The organism is Bacillus sp. JK74, assembly GCF_053663395.1.
The window spans coordinates 258,906-270,644 of the sequence record NZ_JBSJQB010000001.1; the positions used below are offsets into that span (position 1 = coordinate 258,906).

Here is an 11,739-nt window from a genome sequence, read left to right on the forward strand (position 1 = left end):
GTTCATCCCTCCTGTAATTGTGGGGCCGGCTGCACCGCTTCGCTTAACAGCCGGTAAGACAATCGTTTTTCCTCAGCGTTTTTGATAGGCGACAAAATCACAAAATCGGTAATGCTGTATTGAACGGATAATCGTCGCAGCTCGGCGGCGGTCTCTTCTTTTGTCCCGGCAATCACACCCGTCTTTTGTGTGATCAGCTTATATGGCTGCGTGACTTGTTCAAGAAACCCTTCCGCTTGTTCCCGGGAACCGACATTCACCTTTTTGCCGTCTTCGAGAATGATTTTGACCGACTCACGCGATACGACGTGTTTTTCCGCTTCTGCTTTTGTATGCGCGGTAAATACCATCGGCGCAAGGTGAAATTCCGCCTTCGATCCTTTCGGCAGATGCTCGTCAAAGGCGTGGCGCGCTTTTTCTAACGCAGCCTCTTCACCGTTTATGAAATAGGCGAAAACGAAGGAAATGCCGAGTTTGGCCGCGGATATCGCGCTTTCCGCGCTGCCGCCGAGTAAAAAGATGTCAGGCGCATACTCAGTATGCGGCGTCGGCCGCAATGACGCGTAGCGGTGCGAGTCCGGAAAATCATTTCGGATGAAATGAGTCAGCTCCTCAAGCTTTTCTTCAAACAAACGGGCGGGCTGGATAAGCTCCCGCTGCAGCGCATCGGTTGACAGCTGAAATCCGCCGGGCGCTTTGCCGACACCGAGCGCCACACGGCCGGGAGCAAGGGCGGACAGAACCCGGAACTGCTCCGCCACTTTATAAGGACTGTAATGCTGCAGCATCACCCCGCCGGATGCGAGACGGATTTTTTTCGTGCTTGCGGCAAGATACCCCAGAACAATTTCCGGCGCTGATCCCGCTATCTCTTCATTGTTATGATGCTCCGCCGCCCAGAAACGGTCATATCCGTATTGTTCGGCCTCCTGAGCCAATTTCACCGTTTGCCGCAAGGCTTCTTCTGCGGTTTGGTTTTCCGCGGTGACACTTTGGTCTAAAATGCTTAAACGAATCATACGACAGGCTCCTTTATGCGCTCTTTTATGTCATAACCGTAATCAGGCAGCACGCGGCGGAGGAACTTCTTCGTTCTTTCTTTTTTCGTCTTGTGAAAAACTTCCTCAGGCGTTCCTTGTTCCACGATTGCTCCTTCATCCATAAACACAATTTGGTCGGACACTCTTCTGGCGAATTCCATCTCATGTGTGACAATGATCATGGTGGCGCCGGTCCGCACAATGTTAAGCATCACCTCAAGCACCTCGCCGACAAGCTCCGGATCAAGGGCTGCGGTCGGTTCATCAAACAGCATCACATCAGGATGAATGGCAAGCGCCCGGGCAATCCCGACCCGCTGCTTTTGTCCTCCCGACAGCTGATTCGGATAGGCATGCAATTTATCCTGAAGCCCCACCTTGGCCAGTTCCCGCTCGGCAATGGCGTACGCATCTGATTTTTTCATTTTCCTTGCGACCGTCAGGCCTTCCATGACATTTTGAATCGCCGTTTTATGCGAAAACAAATGATATTGCTGAAAAACCATCGCCGTCTGTTTCCTCAGTCTGAGAATGTCTTTTTTGGCAGGCTTTTTGCAGTTAATGACTTCACCGTGCAGCGAAATGGCGCCCTCATCCGGCCGCTCAAGTAAATTAAGGCAGCGCAGAAAAGTGGTTTTCCCGGAACCGCTCGGGCCGATGATCGTCACGACTTCTCCTTTCCGGACACTTAAATTGATCCCCTTTAACACGTGATGACTGCCAAAATGTTTCTGAATGTTTCGGATTTCGATCATAATGCGCCTCCTTGATATCTGGCCGCTCTTTTTTCCGCCAGACTGTTTACTGCTTCGAGAATCAGCGTTAATCCCCAATAAATCACGGCCGCCCCGATAAATGCTTCCAGAAACGCATAGTTATCGGATGCCGCAATCGTCGCCGTTCCTGTAATTTCAGGCACTGCAACAATTGCCGCGATGGAAGTGGTATGCAAAAAGCCGATGCCTATATTGGTGAAGTTCGGCAGCGATATCATGAACGCCTGCGGCAGAATTACGCGCCGAATCATCTGGCCCCGCGTCAGACCGATTGAATATGCCGCCTCCGCCTGCCCCGTATCGACGGCCATGATCCCGGATCGGAGAATTTCCGTCATATAAGCGCCTGCCGTTAATGACAGTGCCATGATGACAAACACGGCGACCGGAATCTGATTGGCCGACCAGCCGAGATGAAACGCGCGGCTGAATTGTTCGGCAATCAGCGGAACCCCTAAATAAATCAGCATGATATGGAGAATCGCCGGGGTGCTGCGGAAAAAAGACACGTAAAACGCTGAGCAGGCCAGCAGCCATTTGATGCGGAATATACGCACCGTGATATTGCCGAGAGCTATGAAAAATCCGGCAATAATCGGAATGACCGTCATCGCCAATGTAAGCGGAACGGTTTTCAACATTTGTTTTATCGCAGTGCCGATAAATGGAATGTCCAGCTCCACTGTTCTCCCTCCTTTTCAGCCGTGCGCACTCATGTCAAAAACCGTCACAAGGCGCGTCTCATCTTTCTTGATTCGTTTTTCGGCCCATCTGAAGACACATTCAAATAAAAGGGCGGCCGCGTAATACAGAACAGACAGCGAGATATACACTTCAAGAGAATGATTGCTCGATGTAATCAAGGTCTGTCCTCTGCCCGACATATCCATCACCCCGATCGAAAAAGCGAGTGATGTATCTTTTAAGAAACCGATCACCATATTCCCGATGTTGGGAAAGGCCTGCACAAGCGCCTGCGGCAGAATGATGCGCCGGAATGTCTGCCCCCCGTTCAGCCCGATGCTGAACGCCGCCTCCGCCTGCCCGCGGCCGACGCTGTTCACACCTCCCCTGATGATTTCGGCCGCTCTTGCCGCGCTGCTCAGCGCGTACGTGGCGATGGCCGCATACAAAGGGTCCATTTTAGAGGTATCAATTCCGGCGAGCGCCGTGAGCGCCGGAATGCCGTAAAATACAATGAACAGCTGCACCATGATGGGCGTTCCTCTGAAAAAAGAGATATACAGCTTCGCATACTGATTCAAAACGGGAATGCGATAGATGCGGGGCAGCGCCAAAAGCAGCCCCAAAAGAAAGCCGAACAGCAAAGACACCGCCAATATATACAGCGTGACGGGCAAATACCCGAGCAATGTCGGCACAAAGGAGGCGATCATACTGATATCAAACGCTTTTTCCATTGCCGGTCCCTCTCTTTTTCACTTAATATTGCTCCTTTGAATAATCCGCGCCGAGCCACTTTTCACTCAGCTTTTTAAGCGTGCCGTCATCAATGATTTCCTTGAGCGCTTTATCAATGTCATCGCTCAGCGTTTGTTCATTTTTGTTAAACATAAAGAACACTTTGGCATTTGACAGCACCCCGCCGACCGTTTTTTCTTTGATTGCGCTTGTTTTGTTTTGAAAATCGACAGCAAACGGCGTTGAAATCGTTGCATCGGCGCGGCCGGATTTCAGCTGATTGGCCGCATCGTTTGAACCTTGGCCGGCATAGGCGATTTCAAACGGACTGCCGTGTTTTTCATTCCATTTTTTCAGCACAAGCGCGCCGTTTGACGTCGGACTTGTAATGACCCGCTTTCCTTTCAAGTCATCAATGCCGTGAATGTCCCCGTTATCTTGGAGCACCGTGATTTTCAGCGGGAAGTTGTTATACGCGACTTGATTGAACAGAAATTTTTTCTCCCGTTCGGCGCTTTTCTCCATTTGATGAGCCACGATATCGACTTTATGCTGGCCAAGGCTGACAAGCAGGTTGGAGAAATCCATCGTTTTAAAGGTGAATCGATAGTCCGGCAGGCGCCTGTCAAGCTCTTTCACCAGCTCAACGTCATAGCCCGTCAATTTGCCTTTATCATCAATAAAGCAAATATTCGGAAATTGAGTGCCGGTGCCGACCGTAATGTTCTTCACGTTTTTCTGATTGCCTGATGCCGCCTCCCCGCCCGCGCCGCAGGCTGATAACGCCGCCGTTGCCGCAATTGTTAATGACATGACCGCCAGTCTTATTTTCATGTGATCGCCCCGTTTTCTGCTTCAATTATTTCGTGAAACTTGATTTTGAATAATCCGCGCCGAGCCATTTTTCACTCAGCCTTTTCAATGTGCCGTCCTTCTCAAGCTTTTGAATCGCCCGATCCGTATCGTCCGCCAGGGTTTGGCTGTTTTTATTGAACATAAAATACACCTCGGTATCGAGCAGCACATCACCGACCGTCTTTTGTTTGAACGCGTGCGTCTTATTTTGAAAATCGACGGCAAACGGCGTGGATACGGTGGCGTCAGCACGTCCTGTCTCCATTTGGTTCGCTGTATCATTGCCGCCCTGCCCGGCGTATTTCAAGTGTATCGGGCTGCCGTGGGACTTGTTGTATGCCGTCATATAATCCGCCGCGTTTGACGTCGCGCCGACGATGACGGTTTTCCCTTTTAAATCCCGGAGCGTGTGTATCGCGTCATTATCCGCCTTCACCGTAATGTACATCGGCGAGTAGTTATACGGGATTTTGTGATACAAAAAGCGTTTCTCCCGTTCCTTGTTTTTCGCCATATTGTGCGCGATCACGTCAATTTTCCGGTTTCCGAGACTTGTAAGCAGATTCGAAAAATCCATCGTCTTAAAGACAAATTTGTATTGCGGCAGCTGTTCATCAATGGCTTTCATCACTTCAATGTCATAGCCGGTCAGCTCGCCTTTTTCATCCATAAAAGCAATGTTCGGAAAATCAGTTCCCGTGCCGACGATAACGGTCTGCACGCCGCTCCCCGCTTTCGTGCTTTCTCCTTGCCCGCACCCGGCCAGCACGCCGAGCAGCAGAAGCAGACAGCCGGCTCTGATCCGTTTTTTTATCATTGCGCCCAGCTCGGTGTGCCTAACAGCGACGCGTCAAACCGCTCCGGTATGAGCACCTTTCTCATCATGACTCCGATGTCTCCGTCTTTCTCCTGCTCAAAATACACTTCATATCCCCTCCGTCTGTACATATCTACAAGCCAGGGATGCTTGCGCGCCGAAGTGCCGAGCGTGATGGCCGGGGCCTTCAGCGTATCCCGCAGCACATGTTCCTCCACATAAGTCAAAAGTTTGCTGCCGATGCCCTGCCCCTTCAGCTCAGGAAGCGTCGCAAACCACCAGACAAACGGATATTTTGACGGAGGCGTGTCACTCTCCCACGGAAAACGGATCGTAATTGTTGAAAGAAGCCGTCCGTCCCGTTCGAGCACGACGGCTGAATGATTTTCAATATTTTCCGTTACCATATCGATGTCGGCCCGCGCCGACGGCCAGTCAATCTCCAAATTGCGGATCGGCTGAAACGCGCTGTACAGCAGCTCTAAAAACTCCGGCGCATCCTTTTTCTCAGCCAATCGAAATATGTCTTCACTCATTCCGGTCACTCTCCCCGCAAAAAATATATAATTCCAATTTGTTTACTAAGCTTTGATTGTTTATACTATAAAGCAAACTGATTTGTTTGACTAATCAAAAAAAGTAAAGGAAAGGTTCAAGAAAATTAATGAACAGCCGGGAGGGGATTTCGTTGGAATTACGCACCATTAAAACGTTTCATACCATCGTACAGTCAGGCAGCTTTTATAAGGCCGCCGAAATTCTGAACTACTCACAGCCGACGATTTCAATGCGGATTAAACAGCTGGAACAGGATGTAGGCGCGCAGCTGTTTGAACGGGGAAAGAAGCTGAAGCTGACAAGGGCGGGGCGGCTGTTTCATGAGCGGGCCGGGCAGCTTCTCGCGCAATACGAGGTGCTTGACCATACTCTGGCCGATATCAGACAGGGCCAGGCCGGCCTTATTCAGATCGGCATATCCGAACCGACGGCAAGCCTGATCTTCCCTGCCGTGCTGCGGGGTTTCTTAAATGATTACCCGGACATGTCCGTCAATGTCAGCGTGGATGATGCCAATACATGCAGCCGCAAACTGCTGGAGGGCGCCATTGATTTTGCGGTATGCGGCGAGCCGGAGCTGATTCTGGAAAATTACTTTGATCCGTTTTTCCATGACTCGCTCAATGTCATCGTGTCCAACAGACATCCCCTTGCCGCCAAAGCAAGCGTTAATCTCGAGGATTTAGAAAATGAATGCCTGATTTTTACGCCCGCCAATTGCCCGATCCGGATTCAAATTGAACAGCACCTGCAGCGGGCCATCGGCAGCCGCTATCGAAAAATGGAGCTGACCAGCAGCATGGCTCACCAATACTATGTCAGGGAAAATATCGGCGTCTCAATCTTTACGGCGACGGCGCATTCAGAGCCGATCGAGGGCACGAAGGTCATTCCGATCCATAACTTAACAATTTCACCGCCGGTCGGGCTTTTGACAAACCAAAAAGAAGAGCATTTTGACTGTGCCACAAAAGATTTAATCAGCAGGATCATCAGCCGGTTTCAGCGTGATCCGCATTAAAAAAACCCCCGCTTTACGGGGGTTTTTGTATATTCATCTTATATAATGCTCCGCACCAAGCCGCCGTCGATCCGCAATGCAGATCCGTTAATTGCAGACGACAGCGGGCTGCTTAAAAAGGCGACAAAGTGGGCGATCTCTTCCGGACGGATCAATCGCTGAATGATCGACGTCGGACGATTTTCCTTCATAAATCGTCTCTCCGCTTCAGCCACTGTCAGGTTTTCACCGGGATAAAGCGACTCCAGCATCGTTTCGACGCCCTCTGTTTTCGTGGAGCCCGGCATGACCGTATTCACCGTCACATTCGTCCCTTCCGTGAGCTCGGCCAGACTGCGTGACAGCGACAGCTGCGTCGTTTTCGTAGCGCTGTAATGAGCCATTTCCTGAGAAGGCATGACGGCCGCTTCACTCGCGATAAAGATCACCCGTCCTTCCTTCCGCTCAATCATCCGCTTTGCATACCGGCGTGTCAGCCGCACGCCGCTCATGATATTCACCTCGAAAAACCGGAGCCACTCTTCGTCAGGAATATCAAAGTATCCCGCAGGTTCAAAGATTCCTAAATTGTTGACGAGAATATCCACATCCGGATACTGCTGAAAAATCGCGCCGCATCCTTCCGCCGTGCCTAAATCAAATGCGGCCGGATAGAGACGGGCATCCGGCGTCTGTTTCTCTAGTTCCCGGATCGTTTCGTTCACCTTTTCTTCACGGCGGCCGTTAATGATCACGGCCGCACCTTCTGCAATCAGCGAAGCCGCAATCGCCTTCCCGATGCCTGACGTAGATCCCGTCACAAGCGCCGTCTTCCCTTTTAACTGCAAGTCCATCATCCATTCCTCCCTATCGCAAGTCTCTTCTTATATATGGACAGAAATCGAAAGCCTGAAACCTTCCGTCCCTATTATCGGATAGAAAAATGGATGAGGGGAAGTACGCACTTTTTAGTGCCTGTCCGTTGTCCCGGCTGACGGCTGATCAATTTGAATGAAAAACTCACCATCTAATTCTGCCTGAGCCTTTTTTAATATCCTTAATACATCATCAGCATCCGAACCCAATGCCTTCTGACTGATCTCAAAATTCTTCCACACCAAAGTCAGCGGATATTCTATCCAGCCTGTCAGACAATCCCATAAGGCATTCAGATTTTCACCATAAAAGTCCGGGAAATCTAATTGATCTTTTAAGATTCGGTGTAATGCTTCTATATTTTTAAAATCGTTACCATCAATAACTACTTTTAACATCAATAAAGTCCTCCATTATTATTTTATTTTATGAAATGTTTTGTAATGATTTGTTGTTTTGTAAATCAAACCATCATTCGAATAAAGCAGCCTGTCACTTCCCCTATACCCTTTAGTATAATTGATATCTGCTTCATGCCATACTCTATTTTTTGCTGCAGGCAAACGGTTGCCCTCGTTCTCAAATATATCTCCACCAATACTTTTCCCTGGTGCTACCTCTGCTAAATTTCCCTTTTTATTTTTCCACCCCAATTTTTTCGCTTCTGCTTTTGTAATGTAGTTATTCGGCAACTTACCATGTTTGGAAACATAATCAGCAACTTCACTGAAGCTATTCAGTACTTTATTAGCTTTAACACTATTCTCAACATATTTTGATGTTTTGTTAGCCTTTGATACGGTTCCCGCCAATTTTCCTGGAAGCTTAGTTAAATCTCCCCCTACTATACTTAATGCGGCTACTGTTCTATCAAAAGCGGATAGATCATTTTGGGTAATCAGGTCTTTACCTGATATGGCTTCGCTCCCACCTTTAATATTCGATAAAATTGGAATGAGATCAGCAGTAACAGAGAACATGCTTTTTGCATTTTTTAGGTTACCTGCATCATAATGAGAGATATTGTCTATATTAACTTCTATATTCTTTATATTTTTTTGAGAATTCTCCAATTCCTTTGTTTTTTTATTTAGTTTATTTAATTTCGTAGTCGTTAAACCATCTGAAGAATAATAATGATAATTATAATTCACTTTAGTCTTACCTACAGCATCCAAGTTTTTATCCAGCTTATCAAGTGAATTATTCACATGTTTCATATTTTTGGATACTTGCGAAACTCCAGAATTAATCTGATCAACTGATTTGGTCATTTGCCTTATATTAGAATCAATAGCTTTAAGGTTAGCATTCGTCTCGTCTGTTGCTTTATTCAGACCGACCAGTGCATGATTCATTTGATCATAACCATGATTACACTGATCCATGGCTCCTTGCATATCATCTAAGTCCCTATTCATTTCATCTACTATTTTATTCATGTCATCAAGGTTTTTAACCCATCCGTCCATGGCTTTATTCATTTGGTTAACATTTTTTACTTCGCCATCAAGAATAACATTAATTTCATCCATAGCTTTATTACATTGATCTAATGCAGCAACTATTTCATCAATATCGTTACCAATTTCCTTCAAAGTCCGCACAAGAATTTTATAATCATCTACTGCTCTTTGTACTACAGGGATAACCTTAGTTCTTATTAATTTTTTTGCATTTTTAATTTCGTTATCAATAATTTTTTTAACTGCTTTCTTTTTTGTTTCTACCCATTTTGTTTGTTTAGACTTGTCTAATTTGTGATACTCTTCCTGAAGCTTTAAAAGCGTATTTAATGCTTTGTCTAAATCAGTAAGATCCTTCTTGTTTATTTCATTTGAAGCAGCAATTGCTTTTTCAGGCTTTATGTAATTCGGTAAATTAATCATTGAAAACATGAAAATAATTAGAATAGCAATTAAGATTTTTTTCACAAAAATGTCCTCCAGATTCTATTATCAAAAATAAAGTTAAATTTATAAATTGAGTAAAGCACACTCCACCTTTCCTTTATATATATTTTTTTCAACAATTTAACTTAATAGTTATATCACTAAAATATGGTTTTTTCAACCTATAAAAACCTTGCAGTTATAAAGTTTTTACTTTCATTTAATTAATTTACTAATTATAAGGTAAGAAGTATGAGGATTATTTATCTAATTAGAAGGGAAGGTACACGAAAAAAACCGCAGCGCTGTCATATGCAGGCACTGCGGTTCTGAGTTATTATTGAGACGGTGAAATTTATTTTAGTTCTTAAAAAGGTATAAAAAAACGCTAAAAAAATAGCGTAAGTTAAAAAACATAAATATAAAGTTTTATATTTTTTATAAAGTACCGCAACAAGTACAATAGATAGTCGATACGAGAAATATTTAAAGCTGTCTGGTGTCAAAAGAATCCTTATTCATGAATTTAGACGCTCTCACGCATCATATTTGATTCATAAAAGATGCAATCCTCTTGTCATTGCTCAGAGGCTAGGACATAAAAATGTGGTGAAAGCGTTAATACATATAGTCACCTCTATCCCTCTGCCACAAAGGAAAAGGTTGCGCTTATGAACAAAGAAATTTTTAAAAAGTGTTGCCACTCTGTTACCGTCCATTGTTGAACCTTCCCGATGCCTGACGTAGATCCCGTCACAAGCGCCGTCTTCCCTTTTAACTGCAAGTCCATCATCCATTCCTCCCTATCGCAAGTCTCTTCTTATATATGGACAGAAATCGAAAGCCTGAAACCTTCCGTCCCTATTATCGGGTAGAAAAATGGATGAGGGGAAGTACGCACTTTTTAGTGCCTGTCCGTTGTCCCGGCTGACGGCTGATCAATTTGAATGAAAAACTCACCATCTAATTCTGCCTGAGCCTTTTTTAATATCCTTAATACATCATCAGCATCCGAACCCAATTCCTTCTGACTGATCTCAAAATTCTTCCACACCAAAGTCAGCGGATATTCTATCCAGCCTGTCAGACAATCCCATAAGGCATTCAGATTTTCACCATAAAAGTCCGGGAAATCTAATTGATCTTTTAAGATTCGGTGTAATGCTTCTGTGCTTGTAACATCTTTTCCGTCTATGATGACGACTATCATTCACATGGACTCCTTTTTTCTTCGAATTATATTTAGCAGGATACACCTTGATCCATTACCTTCGACCCGTTATTATAACTCACCTCACACTTGTTAAGGAGAAATTAATATTCTAGTTATTTACTGTATTATTTATTATTGGTAGAATTTAATTGAATCTTATGAGGAGGGTTATAGATGAAAAAATCTTTTGTTTTTCTATTATCGCTAGTGCTTTTATTTAGCATTTTTCCTATTAGCACTTTAGCCACCGTGAAAACGTCAGAAGATGACACGATAACTGTACCTGGAAAAGATGTAAAAAACACTGCAGTATTAGTTGATGCTATCAATGAATTAGATGAAAAATTGGATATGAAAAATCTATCATCTAATTCTCCAGAAGATATAAGTCAACTGAGTTTAGCAGCAAAAACGCTGTATGATACTATTGTAAATTATGAAAATCAAACATCTGCTTCTTTGACAGGCACTGACGCGTTGATCATATTCAAAGAGTATATTGACGAGTTAAATAGAAGTGAAGTTATTAAACCTGTTGAACACATTGTAACAACAATGGGAGTTATAAACTATAAAGAATATAAAATTAGCAACTCACAAATAAAACAATTGAGTGCTGCTGTTGGAATTAATAGTGGATTTTGGGGTACAGCTACAGCTATAGCTAAAATTTTTGCTAAAAGCCCAACTGCACTTACATTAATGTTAGGTGCGGTACCGCTTTTAGGTATGGGTACTATAAATGCCTGCAATTCTAAAGGTAAAGGCATTATTATTACAAAAATGGGTTCAGGAGCAACGAATACATATAGTTGCAGGTCTCAATAAAAAAGTGTGAGCTTTCGCTCACACTTTTTTATTTTTTATTTTTTATTTTTCTGATACATTTTGATATAAATTCACTAACAAAAAAAACTATTAAGCCTGATATTAATAACAAAAGTGAATTTATCTTTAAACCCTTGTTAAAAAAATCAAGGATACTATTTATCAATAAAAAACCTGACCAATAGATGAATAAAGAATAGAAAGCTATATTAGTGCTCTTTTCATCCGTATTTCTACTAGTTTTAAAAAACAATGATCTGCCCTCCCTATTCTTGAATCTTTTCAATCCTTACTATAAAATTTTTCAATGCTCATCAAAAATACTTATTGGTGGTTAAGTGCTTAATCTTTCGTTTAGGTTGGTACATTGAGCCTTCTTCATTTTACTCATGTCGTCACCTCCCATAAAACAATGATAACATGAATTAATTCTAGTTTATATTGTATGTAATTCCCGAAATA

At 44.2% G+C, this 11,739-nt stretch carries 15 protein-coding genes; 3 read left to right on the plus strand and 12 right to left on the minus strand.

The features are described 5' to 3' along the window. Positions 1–2 precede the first annotated feature (2 nt). The 7 genes from ACWJJ5_RS01340 to ACWJJ5_RS01370 are packed head-to-tail and all read right to left on the minus strand — an operon-like array spanning position 3 to position 5,446. Positions 3–1,019, minus strand: coding sequence for an LLM class flavin-dependent oxidoreductase (locus ACWJJ5_RS01340; protein WP_070082372.1), 1,017 nt, complete (start codon positions 1,017–1,019; stop codon positions 3–5). Continuing rightward, positions 1,016–1,795, minus strand: a complete 780-nt coding sequence (locus tag ACWJJ5_RS01345; protein WP_025853847.1) for an amino acid ABC transporter ATP-binding protein — start codon at positions 1,793–1,795, stop codon at positions 1,016–1,018. Before ACWJJ5_RS01345 ends, ACWJJ5_RS01340 begins: the two co-directional genes overlap by 4 nt. Next, positions 1,792–2,499 carry an amino acid ABC transporter permease gene (locus ACWJJ5_RS01350; protein WP_070082373.1) on the minus strand — a complete coding sequence of 236 codons (708 nt, stop codon included), beginning with the start codon at positions 2,497–2,499 and terminating at the stop codon, positions 1,792–1,794. Before ACWJJ5_RS01350 ends, ACWJJ5_RS01345 begins: the two co-directional genes overlap by 4 nt. A 15-nt stretch (positions 2,500–2,514) precedes the next feature. Beyond that, complete coding sequence (locus tag ACWJJ5_RS01355; RefSeq protein ID WP_070082374.1) at positions 2,515–3,237, minus strand: amino acid ABC transporter permease; 723 nt, start codon at positions 3,235–3,237, stop codon at positions 2,515–2,517. Between the two features lie 22 nt (positions 3,238–3,259). Further along, positions 3,260–4,072, minus strand: a complete 813-nt coding sequence (locus tag ACWJJ5_RS01360) for an amino acid ABC transporter substrate-binding protein (protein ID WP_015387707.1) — start codon at positions 4,070–4,072, stop codon at positions 3,260–3,262. 25 nt (positions 4,073–4,097) lie between these two features. Beyond that, on the minus strand, positions 4,098–4,910 hold the full coding sequence (locus ACWJJ5_RS01365; protein ID WP_070082375.1) for an amino acid ABC transporter substrate-binding protein: 813 nt from the start codon (positions 4,908–4,910) through the stop codon (positions 4,098–4,100). Then, on the minus strand, positions 4,907–5,446 hold the full coding sequence (locus ACWJJ5_RS01370; protein ID WP_003151702.1) for a GNAT family N-acetyltransferase: 540 nt from the start codon (positions 5,444–5,446) through the stop codon (positions 4,907–4,909). The genes ACWJJ5_RS01365 and ACWJJ5_RS01370 overlap by 4 nt, the downstream gene beginning before the upstream one ends. A 152-nt stretch (positions 5,447–5,598) precedes the next feature. Between ACWJJ5_RS01370 and ACWJJ5_RS01375 the strand changes: the two genes are divergently transcribed. Then, positions 5,599–6,489 carry a LysR family transcriptional regulator gene (locus tag ACWJJ5_RS01375; protein ID WP_070082376.1) on the plus strand — a complete coding sequence of 297 codons (891 nt, stop codon included), beginning with the start codon at positions 5,599–5,601 and terminating at the stop codon, positions 6,487–6,489. 38 nt (positions 6,490–6,527) lie between these two features. Here ACWJJ5_RS01375 and ACWJJ5_RS01380 read toward each other — a convergent pair whose 3' ends face one another. From ACWJJ5_RS01380 to ACWJJ5_RS01390, 3 genes are all read right to left on the minus strand, one after another. Then, the gene (locus tag ACWJJ5_RS01380; protein ID WP_327967688.1) at positions 6,528–7,322 is read right to left on the minus strand and encodes an SDR family NAD(P)-dependent oxidoreductase; all 795 of its coding nucleotides are present in this window, start codon (positions 7,320–7,322) and stop codon (positions 6,528–6,530) included. A 114-nt stretch (positions 7,323–7,436) separates the two neighbouring features. After that, positions 7,437–7,742: a barstar family protein gene (locus ACWJJ5_RS01385; RefSeq protein WP_327967685.1), complete on the minus strand. Its 306-nt coding sequence runs from the start codon at positions 7,740–7,742 to the stop codon at positions 7,437–7,439. Between the two features lie 18 nt (positions 7,743–7,760). Then, entirely contained in the window at positions 7,761–9,278 is a 1,518-nt protein-coding gene (locus ACWJJ5_RS01390) for a ribonuclease domain-containing protein (protein WP_327967683.1), read from the minus strand. A 468-nt stretch (positions 9,279–9,746) separates the two neighbouring features. On the opposite strand from ACWJJ5_RS01390, the gene ACWJJ5_RS01395 reads away from it, so the two are divergent. Beyond that, positions 9,747–9,911 (plus strand): site-specific integrase, encoded by a 165-nt coding sequence (locus ACWJJ5_RS01395; RefSeq protein ID WP_236823033.1) that lies wholly within the window; start codon positions 9,747–9,749, stop codon positions 9,909–9,911. Here the strand turns inward: ACWJJ5_RS01395 and ACWJJ5_RS01400 are convergent. Together ACWJJ5_RS01400 and ACWJJ5_RS01405 are read right to left on the minus strand one after the other, a co-directional pair. After that, positions 9,874–10,026, minus strand: coding sequence for a hypothetical protein (locus ACWJJ5_RS01400; RefSeq protein ID WP_223883513.1), 153 nt, complete (start codon positions 10,024–10,026; stop codon positions 9,874–9,876). The two genes, ACWJJ5_RS01395 and ACWJJ5_RS01400, sit on opposite strands and share 38 nt — an antisense overlap. A gap of 114 nt (positions 10,027–10,140) precedes the next feature. Next, positions 10,141–10,446 carry a barstar family protein gene (locus tag ACWJJ5_RS01405; protein WP_146275503.1) on the minus strand — a complete coding sequence of 102 codons (306 nt, stop codon included), beginning with the start codon at positions 10,444–10,446 and terminating at the stop codon, positions 10,141–10,143. A 177-nt stretch (positions 10,447–10,623) separates the two neighbouring features. Between ACWJJ5_RS01405 and ACWJJ5_RS01410 the strand changes: the two genes are divergently transcribed. Beyond that, positions 10,624–11,277, plus strand: a complete 654-nt coding sequence (locus ACWJJ5_RS01410; protein WP_101562435.1) for a hypothetical protein — start codon at positions 10,624–10,626, stop codon at positions 11,275–11,277. The last annotated feature ends 462 nt before the right edge of the window (positions 11,278–11,739 follow it).

What these genes read in the sequence shown, in the direction of transcription:
- ACWJJ5_RS01340 (WP_070082372.1), bottom strand. Translation starts at nt 1,019, where the DNA reads ATGATTCGTTTAAGCATTTTAGACCAAAGTGTCACCGCGGAAAACCAA.
- ACWJJ5_RS01345 (WP_025853847.1), bottom strand. Translation starts at nt 1,795, where the DNA reads ATGATCGAAATCCGAAACATTCAGAAACATTTTGGCAGTCATCACGTG.
- ACWJJ5_RS01355 (WP_070082374.1), bottom strand. Translation starts at nt 3,237, where the DNA reads ATGGAAAAAGCGTTTGATATCAGTATGATCGCCTCCTTTGTGCCGACA.
- ACWJJ5_RS01360 (WP_015387707.1), bottom strand. Translation starts at nt 4,072, where the DNA reads ATGAAAATAAGACTGGCGGTCATGTCATTAACAATTGCGGCAACGGCG.
- ACWJJ5_RS01365 (WP_070082375.1), bottom strand. Translation starts at nt 4,910, where the DNA reads ATGATAAAAAAACGGATCAGAGCCGGCTGTCTGCTTCTGCTGCTCGGC.
- ACWJJ5_RS01370 (WP_003151702.1), bottom strand. Translation starts at nt 5,446, where the DNA reads ATGAGTGAAGACATATTTCGATTGGCTGAGAAAAAGGATGCGCCGGAG.
- ACWJJ5_RS01380 (WP_327967688.1), bottom strand. Translation starts at nt 7,322, where the DNA reads ATGGACTTGCAGTTAAAAGGGAAGACGGCGCTTGTGACGGGATCTACG.
- ACWJJ5_RS01385 (WP_327967685.1), bottom strand. Translation starts at nt 7,742, where the DNA reads ATGTTAAAAGTAGTTATTGATGGTAACGATTTTAAAAATATAGAAGCA.
- ACWJJ5_RS01400 (WP_223883513.1), bottom strand. Translation starts at nt 10,026, where the DNA reads ATGGACTTGCAGTTAAAAGGGAAGACGGCGCTTGTGACGGGATCTACG.
- ACWJJ5_RS01405 (WP_146275503.1), bottom strand. Translation starts at nt 10,446, where the DNA reads ATGATAGTCGTCATCATAGACGGAAAAGATGTTACAAGCACAGAAGCA.
- ACWJJ5_RS01410 (WP_101562435.1), top strand. Translation starts at nt 10,624, where the DNA reads ATGAAAAAATCTTTTGTTTTTCTATTATCGCTAGTGCTTTTATTTAGC.